Here is a 16182-nt window from a genome sequence, read left to right as displayed (position 1 = left end):
TTGCATGTCGGAGTATTAGAGGAAGCCCTTCGTAGCGTTACCTACTCATTTGACTTCTTGGAATAATAGTTCTACTAACGTAATAGTTAGTGCCTAACCTTTTCAGTTAGGAACGTGTCGCACTTGAAAACATATCCGTTTGCTTTAAGTTTACCTTTGACATAATAAAATCTCTCCTCTAAGTATCATTTTTTATTTTTAAAATAAGTCTCCATAAGTTTTATTTAGTGGTAAAAGCCATTCATCCTCAAAAGGCTTGTCCTCAATCTTATCTATGAGTTTTCTAAAATTGCTAATTCCAAATGTCGTCCTAACCCCGTGATCTTCATTGAATGGAGCGGATACAAACCAACGGAATGAATGCTCAAGTTCAACTAATGACTGGATTTCTAAACGTTGGTTTTGGCCCCAACAAACGATACTGTTACTTTTCCCGACGTTTGGATAAGGGAATATATATAGTTGTGTATCATCTGTTATAGGCTTTCCATCATTAAGAGCAGCATAGATCCTCATTTCCCTAATGATTTGTGTTTCTCTATGTGTGGTCACTAGATATTGAACAATCATTCGTGGGAAACCAATCGTAAAGAATTCGTTCATATCATTCCCATAACGGATATCCCATTGTTTCTGGGGAATCTCCATGGTTAGCCTTTGTTTGGAACGAGATTCATTTGCTGAATACCTAATAGTTCCTCTTGGAAGGGCAGGGGTACTTACTTCATCACTTTTTGCTCCATCAGCATCTAATAAATTTTCAGGTTGTGATTTAAGAGCTTTGATGAAATCCTCAATACCCATATGAAACGGACCTTTTTTAACTCCACTATCGTTTACTTGATAAGCCACGATAGGATAATGTGTGTTCGTTGGACAATCTGATAATTCAAACTGCCATTTCATAACTTTCACTCTCCTCTAGCTGGTTCTTTGCTAATATATCCTCAAAAATGATACAAAGGGGGTCCGCCCAATCAACAGCACCATCCTCTTCGTCATAGACGATAAGAATACCCCTATCAAAATGGACAATTTCTCCATAACCCATGTACCACTGATTGACGTTATATCCTCCACCAAAACCTCTTGGTTCAAACGGATTGATTCGATCATCCATTAGGACGATAACATTAGTCGTACTGTACAACCGATTATCGTAACCCGCCTCATTACACCAATATTTAATGTCTTCCTCATCGTTTTTGTCGTAGCTAGAGTAAATTTCAAAGATATCCACTAATTCATCGATTGCTCGTAGAAAAATAGATAAATCATTGTAATCATCTAAACTATTCTCGATTGCGTAATCTGAAAAGACATCCATGTTTATGCCCGCATCGTATGCTACTTTCAATAGCATTAAGGTATTTAATGAATACTGAAGCTGATATAGTTCATCCCTGTTCTCCATCATGTACCCCCTATAAAAACGGAAAAGGAGATGTCGCTCTTACTTTATGAACATCTTCTAAACCACTTATTTTGCTAGAAAGCATAAGCATTTGGGTATAGGGGTGATTGGGGTCTAAACTAATCTCACCATCATCATTTTCATCTGTAATGGCTTCTTCTAATTCCTCAATTACATCTGTAATATGTGGTCTCTCAAAGGCGCTCCAATCAATATCGTTAATAGGCAATTTCTGTTGAATGGCCATATAGATATAATTTTGCTCTCTTCTTTGATGTAACACTTCAACTTTTTTCTCTTCGACAACACGGTTAAAGTGGTCAAAATTAAAAGTACTCATCGTATTCCTCCCAATGAAAAGGAGCGTGCTAAATAGCAACGCTCACTTTACTTGTTATATTTGTTTTTCTACCTTAGTACGTTCTTACAGGTAAGATCAATTGCAATTCATCTACAGTCGATTCACAAGGTGCTACCACGAAAGGTCGCATATTCCCTTGATACTTAAAATAGACAAAATCATCATCAATCGCTTTTAGGGCATCAATTAAGTACTTAGCTGAGAAAGAGATATCGTATTCTGTCTCTTCTCCTTCAATGCTATCGTACTCAACAACTGACTGTCCTTTACCTGTTTGAGCGGTATAGGAAGATATAGTAGCAGCTCCATTTACATGAAGTTTAACTACTCCTCCTTTCCCGTTATCCGTAGATAAGGATACTCCCTTAATAATCTCTAACTCTTCCAAGAATACTTTGCGGTTTATTTTCATTTCTGATTTAAACTCACTAGGAATGAGGCGAGATGTATCAGGATAATTCCCCTCCAACAAACGACAATAAAAGACCAATGGGCCATTTCTAAAAATAATCTGGCTATCCGACTCACAATAAACATGAACATCTACTGAAAGGTCGAACGTTTTGATCAAATTATCTAGTGACTTGGCAGGTATGACTACTTTTAATTCTTTATCAGAAGTAGACGTCGTCTTAACTTTTCCTAACCGATGTGAGTCTGTAGAGACAAAGTTCATACAATCTGAGCTCATATCTAAACAAACACCTGTAAGAATAGGACGTGTTTCTGACTCCGAAGCAGCAAACATCGTCTTCTTAGCGATACTATGAAATTCGGTACCTTTCAAAGAAAACGTAGGTTGGTCAATCTCGTAGCTAGGAAGCTTTGGGTACTCCTCTGGATCAAAGGTATTCATATCAAAATTAGAACGAGCAGAAGTGATAGCAAGGATTTGTCCATTTAAAATCATGGTGATTTCCTTTTTTAACTTCTTAAGCACATCTGTAATTTGCTTGGATAATACCGTCTTACCAGGTTGAATAACATCTACATTTTCACCGTCAACTGGAACTAAGTATCGAAACGTTTCGTTTGCGTCAGAACCAACAAAAATAAGTTCTTCCTTCGTCGCTTCCATATAGATTCCTTGCAGGATAGGTGTAGCATGTTTAGGTTTAACCACCTTTTCTACTTTCTTGATTGCTTCACTAAGTACAGTAGGGTTGATTTTTAATTGCATGATTCATTCCTCCAAATATGTGTATAGTTATTTGTTTTATAAAATAAAAAAGCACAAAGAAGAATAATGCTCTCCTTTGTGCTACCTCCGCTATTAAGCGATTCTTTGTAATGCTCCTGTCTGTAAATCCTCTTTCACCATTTCAGATACTTCCTTCACGATGTCGATGGTTACATAAGTAAAGCAAGAAAATAAATTCTCAATCTTTACGGTAGGAACTAACATTTGTACATATTTCTTAAGTACATCCTCCATTGAAACTTTAAAGTGGTTAGCAAGCAGCGTTAAATCATTAACAGGCTTTAATACATTGTAATAAACCATTAATTCTTGATCCGTTGCTTGTTTACCGACTTCTGAAAGGCTGTTCTGTTGAATATTAGGATTAACACGTTTAAACAATGGAATGATCCAATCTTGTTTGTTAATTAAACCTGTATTCTTCAAGAACATATCAATATCATTTAAAACCTTGTTTCGGTTAAATCCATCAGACTGCTTTTTATTTGGTTGCGTCTGGTTTTGTTTGGTTTGATTGGAAGATTGGTTGCCTGTTTGATGCTTCTGAGCTTGGGAATTACCGTAGTTTTGATTCTGAGAAGAACGAGAAGGCTGACTGCCTTTTCCTCTTTCATTCTCTGGTAAAGCCCAATCTGGAAGTTTAGGAGGCACCCAATAACCTTGTACCTTTGACTTATCGTCTTTAATGTAGGTACCACCAGTTAGTTTAGTAGGTGAAACATCAACAAAGGTTTCCGTAAGATTGTATAAATATCTTCCGATTCCCCAAAGTGCTCCTGCACGTTTGATGGCCCCACTAAGTCCTCCTTTGAAACTTTCAAACTTAGTTGGTTCAGCACCATCTGTTTTGCTTACCCATTCACCATCAATATAACAAGAGATCGTACAAAGTACACCCTCTCTAAAATCAGTGAACTTATTTTGCCAGCCAGCGGGTCCAAATACTTCATCTAAACGGTTCTGAATGGCACGTGAATCAACATAAGCTAAAACCATTGCCCACTGTTTCCCGTTAGAAATTCCGCTACGACTAACTCTCCACTCAATGTCTGTAGAAGGAAATGGCGCTTGTAAATGCTCCATAACTTCTTCCATCGTACAATCTTTCTTCAACATAAAAACAGCCCCTTAAAGTTTTTTAGATAACCTCGTCCACCTCATTGATTTCTTTGCTAAATAAACGCAAAAAAGCCTTTGAGTTTGATAGTTCTACTTAAATAAGCATAGAAATGCCTATTCTTGTATTCCATCAACCCAAAGGCTGCTAATAGTTTAATAGAATCCGCTAATCCGATAAAAGGATTGCAAAAAAATCAAAAAAATAAAAAAAGGTTATGCCGATATTATACATTCGTTTCTACAAATAGACAATAGAAGGGAAGGAAGTTTTGCTTGGGTCCTATCTCTGCAGAATTTAGATACAATGGAGGGAATAAAAAGAAGTAGTCAGTTCTATCCAACTACTTTCAAGAGGTTGCTCATTTACCAATCCAAATAAATTTTACGTTTTCTTCACCTTGAGAGCTAAAATACTCACCAAATTCTCCACTCTCAATAATGGTTTGAAATGCTATTCGCATATTATCTGTCCACTCATTAATATTACTGTCATCTTCCTTTGCGTAAACGAAGGGAAAGTCTTATTGAGTGTTATAAGGTCTTCTTTGTCAAAATGATGACTGTAATTGTAATTTGAGGATTCTGAAGAGGACTTTACTAGTAATGGTGATATGTTTATCTGTTTATTGTTTCGGTACAGAGAAATGACATTCTTTTTACCTGAAGTAATTCTATCAATCTCAATAATTATGGACATACTATTCCCCTTAGACTTTTAGTTAAATTTTAACAAAAACATGAGATAATGGTACAAAAAATAAAGGTTTTTTTGCATTTTTGAAGAATGATTTATAAATGCATTAGATAAAAAGGTGGGTATGTTGCTTGGAAACTATACATTTATCTGGATTAATAAAATCGACCATCCAATCAGTTGAAGGTTGCTATATTACCACAACAGAGAAAAAGAAATGGGGGTTTACTCCCAAAAACAAGTGGGATCTAAAATGGGGACAGGTAGATGTAACCGAGGATAAAATACGGATTGTTTTAGATACGGTACCCGGTAGGTATACAGAAGAGACACTATTAGAATTTATAGATATACCAGTTAAATCTAAAGGACGTAAGACGACTGGATTCTTTATAAAAAAGTCTGAGAAACCTATACCTCATTACGATGCTATTGAGATCTCAATTTATGAGAAGGACTTAGCAAACTTATCTTCTAAAAAGTTACTTGATTTTATTAAAACTTGTTCGGAAGAATCCTCTTTTAAAACAAAGGCTTCAAAGTAACTGGGTATAGTATTCCCTTAATTATCTCTTTAATTTTATTTAGGGTATGCTATAATACTTATATAATTTAATTAACTAAAGCGATGACCGCTCAATTCCTCCTTTTATTTAAGGGGGGAATTGAGCGGTCTTTTTTTATTTATTTACACGGAAAGGAGTCCCCTATGATAACCGTAGATAAACTAAATGAAATTGAAATAGAAGATGATGTAGAAAGGTTAATCATCCTCCGAAAACGACTAAACCTATCCCAATATCAATTTGCACAAGCCGTTGGAGTAAGTTCGAGTTACATAGGTCAAGTAGAGAGAGGGAAAACCCTTATAACCAATAAATTTAGAGCTCGAATCAATGATTTTTTGAAGCGGGAGAAAGAAATGTATGAAAAAGATATTTTTAGCAATTTCTGAAAGAGAAAAGGAAGAAGTAAATAGGGTCATAACAAAAAACTTTCCTGGTATGGAATTCAACTACCTGGAATCCAAAAATGAAGTGATGAGTACGCTACAATCCCCATTTTCTATATTTATAACAACCAGTAGCTACGTAGATATGAAGAAATTAGATGATATCGAATTAAAGGGGAAATTGTACTTATTGGATTCATCAGGGCAATTAAAAGTAAATAATCCTAATATCTTTACGTGTAAAAGTGTCGATGATCTAGTGGTTGAATTTAGACTTTCTCTCTTCTCTGGCCTTCAATTTGATAAACAAGGTTCCCTTCCTAGTAATCAAAAAGAAGCCTCTCAAGAAAAAGAAGATGTGGATAAAGAAGAATCGGAAAAGAACGAGGATCCAAAACAGGAAAAAAATGAAGCGGACGAGACAGCTAATACACATTCAGCGATAGAGAATACTTCAGAAGAAATACAGTCAGTTGTTACCACCACTAACAGTGATGACCATTTAATAAAAGAATCCAATATAGAAGTTGATAATGAGAATAATAAAGATGAATTATCAAAAGAAGAAGTTCAGTCCAATAAAGATATAACAAAGAATAAGCAAGAAACGTTCGTCCCCAAAGTAGAAGGCCCTACAGAAACTAAAGTAAAAAGTCCATCCCAGATTGAAAAGGCTCTTAAAATGGGCGAAGCGATGGATCTTGTCACATTTAAAAATAAAAAAACAGTCGGCCTATGGGCTCCTTTATCAGCTGGTGTTACCACTTTTCTTTTTGATTTCGCTATATATCTTCAACAATATGATGCTCCGGTGGCAGTAGTAGAAGTCCCTAAAGAGAATCAGCACCATTTAAAAATCCTAGAAAGATTTGGTTCAAAGCCTGATAACTGGGTGTCATTCATAGAAAACTTTCATACAACAACAGAACCAAACAATCGCTCATTATGGATGTATCGAGGGGTTAGATGGTTCCCCTTAGGAGTGAAGGATTTAACCTATAAAAGAAATAAAGAGTTTACAAACAATTTCTTTCTAGCTGTTAAACGCACCAAATTTGTTATGGTTGATCTTCCTACAGGAAAAATGGATGCAGCAACACTTGATTCTCTTCCCCATTTAGACGAATTATGGGTCTTTGTAGACGATGATTTTGACAGACAGCTGGAGTGGAGCGATTTCATTACCAACACACTTATTGGTAAATATCAATTACCTATAAAGCTCATCCATAGCCGTTCACATCCGACCAAAAGCCGTCCTAAAGATGTTGCTGAAAAATTCAACTTACCGCTCATTGGTGTTCTTCCCTCTATGTGGGATTTAGTTCTGTCCAATAAACACGAAAAAAAGCCCCTGATTGATAATTTAGTAGCATTTAGGAAAATGGAACCTGCCTTTCATCAACTAGCTAAAGAGTTAATTGGAGAAGAATTAGAAGTGAAGTACAAAGCTAGCTTCTGGTTAAAGGTAAAAAGAAAGTTAATGGGTAGTATTGATTCAAACTAAATGATGGTGCTAGAATGATAGTAATCTATTTTTTTCTTTTTTAATTTTTTGCAACCCACTTTTTTTGCTTGGGTTAGCGGTTACTATTAAACTAGCGATCTTTGGGTCGGGGTAAACAGAGCTTTCTTTGAGGTGCTCTCATTTTACTTCTTCCCAGGGGTCGCTTTTTTTATTTAATCCACTGGAGGTGAATGGAATGAACTTGAAAGAGCTAAAAAAAGTCTTAATGACAGGCAAAGGTACGATTAGTATTGGAAATCACACCAAAGAACGTTTACACAAACGTGGGTATTCCAAAGGGGACATTGTTTCTGCGATCTTCACAGGTGAAATAGTAGAACGACAAGGAGTAAACAAAGTGGTCATAGCAGGTAGAGACAAAGATAACAATCCGATTGTTATTGTCGTAGCAAAGGAATCTTCTCTCTCCTACAAATTAGTAACGGTCATGCCGCCTATTGATCATTTCCGTTTCAAGGACTGTATTTAAACTAGAAAACTTTAATAAGGGCTGAGGTATTTATGAAACTATTTAGAAAAACAAGAGTTGATGACTGGTATGAATACTATCGCACTCCGTGTGTGATATGTGGTAAAACCGGTGGTTGCATGGTGAATGTAGATGGTTCAGCGGTTGCTTGCATCCGTATAGAAAGTAACACTTACTTCTCAAAGAACTCTGCTTTACCGAGCTATTTACATTATCTTAAGGGCGAAAAAAGGAAAAAGATTGATAAAAATGAGGTAGAACCAATCAATATAGGACATTCCAAACAAACGAACAATGTACTTAATTGTGTATTTCGTTCTTTGTTGGATTGTCTAGAGTTAGAAGAAGGGCACTATAAACATTTAGTATCTTCCGAAAGACAATTATCAGATATGCAAGTCAATGTAAGACAGTATCGTAGTTTTCCAGAAAGACCGTGGGAAATTGCTCGTATACTTCAAGAAGGATTAGAAATAGATCACTTCAAAGGTGTTCCCGGCTTTTATCTGAAGGACGAAAAATACTGGACCATTGCAGGTACTAAAGGGATTTTAATTCCATTTCGTAACCATTTCAATGAAATTGTAGGGTTTCAATACCGTATTGATAACCCTCCTAATGTCGTTGAAGTGAAATTAAATGGTCCTGGATTAAAAGCACGTATACTTGAGCAACCAAATAAGGTGCAGGTACTTTTCGAAGGAGAAATCATTTCAGAACAGTTTATTGAACTAGGTAAGAAATGGACAACCATCTATCATAATGGTGAAATGAAAGGTTGGGTTCGTGTAGTCAAAGGGAACAGATACTTTTGGCTTTCATCAGCTAATAAGCCTCATGGAACAGGTTCAGGAAATCCTGCACCGATCCATGTTGCTGTTCCGACCAAAAAGCTAAAGAACTGGAAAGAGGGAGAATTACTTAAGACTCGTACCGCTTGGTTATCTGAAGGTCCTTTAAAGTGTGACATAGCAGCCGATTGTATTGAAAAGCTATATGATCCGCTTGAAATCGAAGATATTGGAGATACCTTCTTAGCACTACCGGGTGTTGGAGCGTGGCGCTTGGCTATTCCTGTATTAAAAGAAATGGGAGTAGAGCAAGTAAACCTATGTTTCGATGCTGACGCTGTTTCAAATCCACAAGTTAAGAAACATTTAATGGAATGTGCCAAGGAATTAAAGCTTCAAGGTTTCAAAGGTAACTTAATCTTATGGAATGAGAATGAAGGGAAAGGAATAGATGACTTTCTTCTGGCCGGGGATAAAATACCGCATATGAAGAAAATGTTCTAAAAATGTGAAATTAGAAAGTCTTGCTTAGAGGTAGGCTTTCTTTTTTTAAATAAGTAAATACATTGGGGAAATTAAAGTCTTTTACGCTGCTTTGTGGTAAAGGGCTTTTTTTCTTTATTAAGGCTATTTAGGAGGAATTTGAATGAATATCATACCCGTTTGTTCAGTATGTGGTGAAAACATCGATATGGAGTTAGATACATTAGGTAATTGGTTTTGTACTACTTGTGTTTTAGATGCAACTTGGGTGCAAAGTGATGATAGTTATTTTAGTTATCATCTCACAATTGTTTATTTAGGTGATAAAGTACCCAAGTACCATGTGTTGGAAAATCCCGATGGAGATGGTTGGGTTATAGGCGTTTTTTATCCTTTTTTCGATGGCGAATATGTACCCCTAGAGGAAGATGGTGAGGAACGTTTAGTTTTCTCTACAGCTGAAGAGGCAATGAACCATGTTGATGGTGTAATGAAATAGCTAAGTATCAAGGGACTTTGGGACAATCCAAAGTCTCTTTTGCTTATAAAACAAAGGAGGAAAATTATTGAGATATTCAGAGTTATCAAAATCAGCAAAACATACCGCTAGAGAGCAAATCATCATAGATTCAAGAGAGTTTGAATTCGAAGGAGCTATCCAAGTGACTACTCATGTGCAAGCACACAAGGATTTGGTCTATCACAACGATGAAAATAATTTTGATGAAAAAGGGATAGTTATCTCTAATGGCGGTTGTTATGCAGGGTAAGAAAGCAAAGGCCTGTAAATCAAGCCTTTCAATAAATATATTAGGATTAAGAAGAGGAGATCAAATATGAATAAAAACTACGTGGTAATCGAAAGTCAAGAGGACATTATTAGACGCTTATTGATACTTGATGACAATATTGGATTAATATCTCTTAGGGATAAGGTTCGTTTTGTGATATTTGGAGGAGCTGCTTTCCTATTACGTACTCCTTTCAGACCAACGAGCGATATCGATGTATACATGTTAGAAGAGAAAGGGTATGCTGAGATTGAAGTAATGCTAAATGAGTTAGATATCAATACAAATATCCAACGTATTCTAGAAATGCCTCCAAAAGAGGATTTCATTCAGAGAATGGAACGTTTAGATATAGACTTTCAACATATTGAAGTTTTTGTGGCTAGCGCGTATGATTTAATTATATCGAAACTCTTCTCTACTAGGGGAGCAAAGGATGCAATTGATTTAATACGTTCGGACTTGTTAGATCAAGTAAATATAGATGAATTAAGGGATATGTGGTTAGAATTAAAATCGTATTCATTATTCGAACATAGATATAATGATCTAGACGACATTCTACTATCTAGGGAAGAATTTAAAGCCAAAAAGGTTAATTAATAAAGGAGGTTACTACCATGTCTCTAACAGATAAAGTAAAAGAAGCTGTCTATAAGCAAACTACCTTCTTGTCGGGAATGGTAGAACCAACACTTGAGAAATTACTCAGCCAATCTAAATTCGATCGAAGAGTAAGAAATGTTACTCCTCTTTATGCTTTGTTTTATGAACGTGACAAATGGATGGAGTTAACCCAAGAAAATAAGGATGTATCTTCTTTGCAAACTCAGTTAAAGAAAGCACTAGTTAAGTTAGAAAACTCTAACTCGGAAGCTTCTTTACTGGCTAAGCAATTAAAAGAAACGTACTTTCCAGGTGGGAAAACATACGTGTTAGTAAACAGAAATGATACATCGGAGGAAATGGCCAAGCTTCTTCAAAGTTTGGTTAGAGGGGTAAAGTTATCTGATTCACTATCTGAAGAAAGACGAAAGTCAGTTGAAGATAGACTAATGAATGTTAACTTTAACAAATTATTTGTTTCAAAAGAAAATTTACATTAAAAAATGTATAGAACAATCTTAATACTATGAGGCATGCTTTTGAGCGTGTCTCTTTTTTATTTGTATTTATTGAATATACTCCGGTTGTTAAAATATCGTCTTTAAGATTTTGACTTATCTATATCTAGTTTGTATTATGGTAAGATTAGTTAAAAAGGGGTGGGTTTAATGGAGCTCACAAAAGAGGAAAAGTATAAGATTTACGAGGAAGAGAAAGAACGTTTAAGACAAATTGAGGAAGAAGCCGAGAGAAAACGATTGGACTCATTATCTCCAGAGGAAAAGAAAAAAATATTTGCTGAATTAGAATCAAGGAATACACTTGTTGTGAACGGAAATAATCTAATTTATCACAAAAGCAAAGTATTATTTATCATTTCCATTGCTATTACTATTATCGTATTTTTTATAAATATTTATGCCGGAATTGGAGTTTTAATAGCAACAATCTATTTGGAGTTTTTCAAAAAGAATGATGGAATCTTAAAGCTTAAGTATAATTGTCCAAAGTGTAATCATCTCCATTCTAACGTATTACGTAATGAAGAAATAGCTGAACAGAGGAAAAACGGTTTTATTAAAGCTAAATGCTTGTCTTGCAGTCATGTATTCCAATTAAATGTAGAAGAAGATGTTCTTAAAAAGTTTGAGTAGAGCCTTGCCTAGTGCAGGCTTTTTTATTTTTTCTTAGAACATTAATCCCAAGTATAAATTCTATAAAACTGACAATACTAAAGGTATAAAAATAGTTTCGGAGAGTGAGAGCATGCTAAAAAGGTATTTAGAGACGCGCGGTATAGATAAAAACACTGTATTAACTTCCCCTATGACAGGACGTACCTTTTCTATTGAAAGACTGGTAACAACCGTAGAAAACAAAGGGAAAGCACAAACGTTAATTAGTACATTAGAAATATTGCCTTTTAGAAATGATAAAAAACTATTGGAGACCTACTTATCCGGTATTGGTGAAAGGTATGTATTAATAAATGCGATGTAGATGTATAAACCATTCATTTCCTCTATAAAATAGATTTATTAGGAGGGAGTTAAATGTTAGATAAATACCTAGAAGCTTGCGGATTAGAAAGAGATGCTATTATTACACCACCAATGGGCCGTAGTTTTACACTCAATAGATTCCTAGGAGTTATTGAGGATCGAGGAACAGGACAGAACATTATCGATAAAATTGAAGAACACGGCTTTAAAGATGATAAAAAAGCGGTTGAGATGTATATAGGTGGCGTAGCAAATAGACTATTGTTAGAAAATGCTATGTAAGAATATTTACCCTTAAATTTCTAAAAATAAGGAAATAAAAGTGTGATAAAAGTATTGACCATGTAAAGTATTTAAATTAAGATATACCTATATTACATAAATAGTAACGGGAGAGCCCCGAAGACCTATGAGAAAGGTGCATTTTTGCATTCTTTTCTGATAGTTTCTTCGGGGCTTTTTTTGTTGCTCTTTATACATCTATAGGAGGTGACAGGAATTGAAAAAGACTTTGAAAAAGTTCTTACCTTTCCTAACGATGACCGCAATATTTGCATTTGCATTAATACTTTTCTCACCAGAGGAAGCGGCAGCGGCTTGGAAAAAATCAGGAATTACACCACAAGGGGATTTAAAGAACAGTAAGATTTATACGGATCTTGCTAACATCGTTTACTTCGTAACAGCGGTTGGTGGTTTCTGGGTAATCGGATGCTTAATCTTCGCAGGTATGAAACTTTCAGCAGCACAAGGTGGAAATCCTCAAGCGCGTACTCAAGGGTTTGTTGGTATCCTAATGGCTGGACTAGGAATCTTCATAATCGTTAAAGCAACAACTATAGCTGGTTGGTTTGCTGGATTCGGTTCTTAAGAAAATATTCATAAAATAAACGAATAATTTTAATCTCTACCCCTCTAAGTCCTCAATTTTAGAGGGGTACATTTTATTAAAAGTAGGTGTAACCGTGAGAAAAGAAACAGTACCAATTGACATGTCCTCCGAGCAAAAAACCATTTTAGGCTTCATCTCTAAAAGGCAACTGATTTACATCGTTGCAGGAGGAGCCCTCCTATACGCATATGTCCCTATGGTCTTCAAATTATTCCCCAATTTTATTATCGGTGGTGTTGCTTCAATCATTTCAGCACTCCCTGTACTAATTGCAGTTTTTATCTTCGCATTTTGGAAGAAACAAAAACTTCATTTGAATTTTGACCAGTACGTAATGATTAAAATTGGTTATAAAGGACAGATTGGGATTTGGAGAAAAGGAAGTAAACCTAAAGACTGGATGGTGAAATAAAAAGATGAGAGACCTATTAATTATGGGGGTTGTAGCAATAATCTTCTATGTGTTTTGGAAGATGATGTTGAAAGAACCCATTCTACCATGGAAAGAAAAAGTAGTAACGGATAATACAATAACCCAAACCGGGAAGAAAAAGAAAAAGAGAAAACATGAAGTTCAAATCGAACAAGAGCCCCAACTATTTGAAGAACTATTTGAAAATGTAAAAGACATATCCAATCATATGATTCGTTATCATGATAACTCCTTTACACTAATCACAGAGGTTGAACCAGTTAACTACTTTTTGAAAAGCCAAGACGAACAAGAAGCAATTGATAAAGAATTTGAAAGTTACCTAGCGTCCATTAACTATCCGATCAGTTGCTTATTACAATCTCGATACATCGATATCTCTGAACCTATTAAACATATGACAGAAAGCATGAAGAACTCTGAGGATTTAAATGAAGCAGCCCTGAGTTTTGGGCAATCCATGATTAATGACTTAATAGAATGGCAGACACAAACACCAAGGTATGAAACCAAGCGATACTTAATTTTCACTCACAAGGTAAATGCAGCTGACGTCAATGCTGATTCGAAAGAAGAATTGGATGAAAAGATTGTAGAGAAAACTTTCTCGGAGCTAATGAGAAGATATAACGCGGCAAAGAATCAATTAAGAAAATCTGAGATAGAAGTTTCTTTACTTCCAACTGAAGGAATTTACGAGTTGTTGTATCACACATTTAATAGAAAAAAAGCAGTAAAGCAACGATTCAAAGATATGATCGAAGCTGAAAAGAATGCCATGTATATAACTGCTGACCAAACCGACGAAAGAATAGAAGCTGTTAAGGAGGCAATCGAAGAATATGAAAGAACCGAAAAAGAAGAAACAAGTGAAAAGCAAGCCATCTAAAGAAACAAAAAATAAAAAGAAGAAACAAACAGAAATTGAAGACACACCAGATTATCAAATGGATACCAAACCTTCAATGTGGGACATTATTTCTCCTGAAGGTTTGAAGATTAACAGTGAGGATCACGGGATTATTAAACAGTCGTTAGGGACAAAAACATACTTTCGCCCATTCTACATACCAAGAGACGGCTACCCTCGTAAAATGCAAACCAACTGGTTATACAAGATTACATCTAGTGGAGAAGTAGATATTCTAGTTGACATTCACAAAGTTGGAAAAACCGATGCAATTCGAACGTTACAACGTCAGATTACCATGTTGCAATCTAACTTAACATTCCAAACAAAAAGAGGAAATATTGACCAGATTAACGATTTGGAATCAAAAATTAGAGACACTGATTTGTTAATGAGTGAAATTCAGTTTAGTGAAAACGATATGTACAACGTTAGTACGATGGGTGTTTTATATGCACAAAGTGAAAAAGAGCTTAATAGATATAGCGAAGCACTTGAAGATGAAATGAGCAGTAGCTTTTTCTCTTTAGCAACAGCATGGGGACGGATCAAGAAAGGTTATCGTAGTGTACTTCCTTTTGGGAAGAATGAGTTACCGGATTCTCTCCGTAACATGGATCGTAGAGCTTTATCAACGTTTTCTCCTTTCATTAGTGGTAGTGGTAAGTACATGGGGGGAATTCCTCTAGGTATTAACAAAATTACTGGTCAGTTAGAGTTCATTACCAGTTTTGGAAATGAAGAGTATCGACCACAAAACTACAACATGTTCGTTGTTGGGGTTTCAGGTAGTGGTAAGTCTGTTACTCTTAAGCTCTTAATTGCAAGGGAACTTACAGGAGCAAATATATATTCTAGATTAATAGATCCAGAGGGTGAGTTCGTCCGAATAACTAAGAGATTAGGAGGTATTAATCTTAATATTTCGGAAGAAGAAGATATTTGTATAAACCCGCTTGCTATTAACTTTACCGACATTCCTTTAGATGAACAGGACGAGGAATTAGAGTTATTGGAAGATACGGATGAACGTGAAATTGTTGAGAAAGAAGGAAAGAAATATGTTCGTTTTGTTCCACTAAGAGAGAAAATGAACGACATTCTTGATTTCTTTGATATCATCGCCCGTGGAAAAAATTCAGAAGATCGTGGACTCGATGTATTTGAAAGAAACTATCTAGAAGAAGCGATTCAATACATCTTTACTCACAAGTTAAAACTAACCTCACATCCTGATTCACTATTTAGTAATGAAGTAGTTAAGGTAGATAATCAGCTCATTCAATCTAGAGTGAGAAAACCAGAACCAACAATTAGTGACGTTTACGACTATTTGAAAGAACACTATGAAAAAGAGGATAAAGCATTACGTCTACTTGCAGCAATCAAACCATTCCTACGTACAGGTTCGAAGCCAATTTTTGATGGACAAACCTACCTGGGGAAAGGGGTTAACCAATCCCTTCATGATGCAAGACTAGTAAACTTTAATATTAGCCAAATGGAGGAAGGATTCTTACGCCCTATCGCCTACCACGTAATACTTAACTATCTGTGGGAGCATTTCGTTAAGAACCTTGATAATGCTACGAAGAAGAAGTTTGTTTATGCCGATGAAGCCTGGACGCTAATCGACTCTGACCAGACTGTTAGTTTCCTAGAAAAGATGGCTCGTAGAGCACGTAAAAGAAATGCAGGCTTACGCTTAGCCTCTCAGGACTTTGTACGCTTTGTAACTAATTCTAAAGCTCGTGGTATCTTACAAAACACACATGCTTATCTATTCTTACAACAAAACAAAATTGACTTAAAGGCTATTCAAGAGAACTTCGATCTTTCAGCGGGTGAACTCAATATCCTGTTCGGTAATCCAGATAAAGGTGAAGGAATCCTCCGTATGGGTAAAAGTTCTGTATGGTTACAAACCAACCCAAGTAAGGAAGAGTTATTCTTCATTGAATCTAACCAAGCGGTTTATGAAGAACAAATGCAACGTAGAAAGCAGTTAGAACAAAGATAATAATTTCTTAGAGAAA

Annotated in this window: 21 protein-coding genes; 16 read left to right on the top strand and 5 right to left on the bottom strand. The window is 35.7% G+C overall.

What is annotated here, in order from left to right:
• Nucleotides 1–198 precede the first annotated feature (198 nt).
• From ACFFHF_RS16715 to ACFFHF_RS16695, 5 genes are all read right to left on the bottom strand, one after another.
• Nucleotides 199–906, bottom strand: coding sequence for a hypothetical protein (locus tag ACFFHF_RS16715; protein ID WP_160549275.1), 708 nt, complete (start codon nucleotides 904–906; stop codon nucleotides 199–201).
• On the bottom strand, nucleotides 890–1417 hold the full coding sequence (locus tag ACFFHF_RS16710) for a hypothetical protein (protein ID WP_160549276.1): 528 nt from the start codon (nucleotides 1415–1417) through the stop codon (nucleotides 890–892). The genes ACFFHF_RS16715 and ACFFHF_RS16710 overlap by 17 nt, the downstream gene beginning before the upstream one ends.
• A 7-nt stretch (nucleotides 1418–1424) precedes the next feature.
• A complete protein-coding gene (locus ACFFHF_RS16705) occupies nucleotides 1425–1754 on the bottom strand; it encodes a hypothetical protein (RefSeq protein ID WP_160549277.1) in 330 nt (109 codons plus the stop codon).
• 73 nt (nucleotides 1755–1827) lie between these two features.
• Nucleotides 1828–2955 carry a DNA polymerase III subunit beta gene (dnaN, locus tag ACFFHF_RS16700; protein WP_160549278.1) on the bottom strand — a complete coding sequence of 376 codons (1128 nt, stop codon included), beginning with the start codon at nucleotides 2953–2955 and terminating at the stop codon, nucleotides 1828–1830.
• Nucleotides 2956–3048: 93 nt separating this feature from the next.
• Nucleotides 3049–4092 (bottom strand): Rad52/Rad22 family DNA repair protein, encoded by a 1044-nt coding sequence (locus tag ACFFHF_RS16695; RefSeq protein ID WP_377058640.1) that lies wholly within the window; start codon nucleotides 4090–4092, stop codon nucleotides 3049–3051.
• Nucleotides 4093–4920: 828 nt separating this feature from the next.
• Here ACFFHF_RS16695 and ACFFHF_RS16690 point away from each other — a divergent pair.
• The 16 genes from ACFFHF_RS16690 to ACFFHF_RS16615 all read left to right on the top strand — a co-directional run bounded on the left by ACFFHF_RS16690 (nucleotide 4921) and on the right by ACFFHF_RS16615 (nucleotide 16166).
• Entirely contained in the window at nucleotides 4921–5334 is a 414-nt protein-coding gene (locus ACFFHF_RS16690; RefSeq protein WP_160549280.1) for a hypothetical protein, read from the top strand.
• Nucleotides 5335–5498: 164 nt separating this feature from the next.
• Nucleotides 5499–5744 (top strand): helix-turn-helix domain-containing protein, encoded by a 246-nt coding sequence (locus tag ACFFHF_RS16685; RefSeq protein ID WP_160549281.1) that lies wholly within the window; start codon nucleotides 5499–5501, stop codon nucleotides 5742–5744.
• Nucleotides 5716–7248, top strand: a complete 1533-nt coding sequence (locus ACFFHF_RS16680; protein WP_160549282.1) for a hypothetical protein — start codon at nucleotides 5716–5718, stop codon at nucleotides 7246–7248. The genes ACFFHF_RS16685 and ACFFHF_RS16680 overlap by 29 nt, the downstream gene beginning before the upstream one ends.
• 196 nt (nucleotides 7249–7444) lie before the next feature.
• Nucleotides 7445–7738, top strand: a complete 294-nt coding sequence (locus tag ACFFHF_RS16675) for a DUF4258 domain-containing protein (RefSeq protein WP_340902116.1) — start codon at nucleotides 7445–7447, stop codon at nucleotides 7736–7738.
• 32 nt (nucleotides 7739–7770) lie between these two features.
• Complete coding sequence (locus ACFFHF_RS16670; RefSeq protein ID WP_377058639.1) at nucleotides 7771–9033, top strand: DUF3854 domain-containing protein; 1263 nt, start codon at nucleotides 7771–7773, stop codon at nucleotides 9031–9033.
• 142 nt (nucleotides 9034–9175) lie between these two features.
• On the top strand, nucleotides 9176–9511 hold the full coding sequence (locus ACFFHF_RS16665; RefSeq protein WP_377058638.1) for a hypothetical protein: 336 nt from the start codon (nucleotides 9176–9178) through the stop codon (nucleotides 9509–9511).
• Between the two features lie 67 nt (nucleotides 9512–9578).
• Nucleotides 9579–9782 (top strand): hypothetical protein, encoded by a 204-nt coding sequence (locus tag ACFFHF_RS16660; RefSeq protein WP_377058637.1) that lies wholly within the window; start codon nucleotides 9579–9581, stop codon nucleotides 9780–9782.
• 66 nt (nucleotides 9783–9848) lie between these two features.
• Nucleotides 9849–10406, top strand: coding sequence for a DUF6036 family nucleotidyltransferase (locus tag ACFFHF_RS16655; RefSeq protein ID WP_377058636.1), 558 nt, complete (start codon nucleotides 9849–9851; stop codon nucleotides 10404–10406).
• A 17-nt stretch (nucleotides 10407–10423) separates the two neighbouring features.
• On the top strand, nucleotides 10424–10909 hold the full coding sequence (locus ACFFHF_RS16650) for a hypothetical protein (RefSeq protein WP_377058635.1): 486 nt from the start codon (nucleotides 10424–10426) through the stop codon (nucleotides 10907–10909).
• Nucleotides 10910–11077: 168 nt separating this feature from the next.
• A complete protein-coding gene (locus ACFFHF_RS16645) occupies nucleotides 11078–11563 on the top strand; it encodes a hypothetical protein (protein WP_377058634.1) in 486 nt (161 codons plus the stop codon).
• Between the two features lie 112 nt (nucleotides 11564–11675).
• Nucleotides 11676–11909, top strand: a complete 234-nt coding sequence (locus ACFFHF_RS16640) for a hypothetical protein (RefSeq protein WP_377058633.1) — start codon at nucleotides 11676–11678, stop codon at nucleotides 11907–11909.
• Between the two features lie 53 nt (nucleotides 11910–11962).
• Nucleotides 11963–12193 (top strand): hypothetical protein, encoded by a 231-nt coding sequence (locus ACFFHF_RS16635; protein WP_377058632.1) that lies wholly within the window; start codon nucleotides 11963–11965, stop codon nucleotides 12191–12193.
• 217 nt (nucleotides 12194–12410) lie between these two features.
• On the top strand, nucleotides 12411–12782 hold the full coding sequence (locus ACFFHF_RS16630) for a hypothetical protein (protein WP_377058631.1): 372 nt from the start codon (nucleotides 12411–12413) through the stop codon (nucleotides 12780–12782).
• A 94-nt stretch (nucleotides 12783–12876) separates the two neighbouring features.
• Entirely contained in the window at nucleotides 12877–13215 is a 339-nt protein-coding gene (locus ACFFHF_RS16625) for a PrgI family mobile element protein (protein WP_377058630.1), read from the top strand.
• Between the two features lie 4 nt (nucleotides 13216–13219).
• Nucleotides 13220–14125, top strand: coding sequence for a hypothetical protein (locus ACFFHF_RS16620; RefSeq protein ID WP_377058629.1), 906 nt, complete (start codon nucleotides 13220–13222; stop codon nucleotides 14123–14125).
• A complete protein-coding gene (locus ACFFHF_RS16615; RefSeq protein WP_377058628.1) occupies nucleotides 14079–16166 on the top strand; it encodes a VirB4 family type IV secretion system protein in 2088 nt (695 codons plus the stop codon). The genes ACFFHF_RS16620 and ACFFHF_RS16615 overlap by 47 nt, the downstream gene beginning before the upstream one ends.
• Nucleotides 16167–16182: the final 16 nt, after the last annotated feature.

The sequence above is a fragment of the Robertmurraya beringensis genome, assembly GCF_042433785.1.
Taxonomy (GTDB): domain Bacteria; phylum Bacillota; class Bacilli; order Bacillales; family Cytobacillaceae; genus Robertmurraya_A; species Robertmurraya_A beringensis.
Note: the sequence above shows the minus strand (reverse complement) of the source record. Positions and strands in the feature narration are given on the sequence as shown.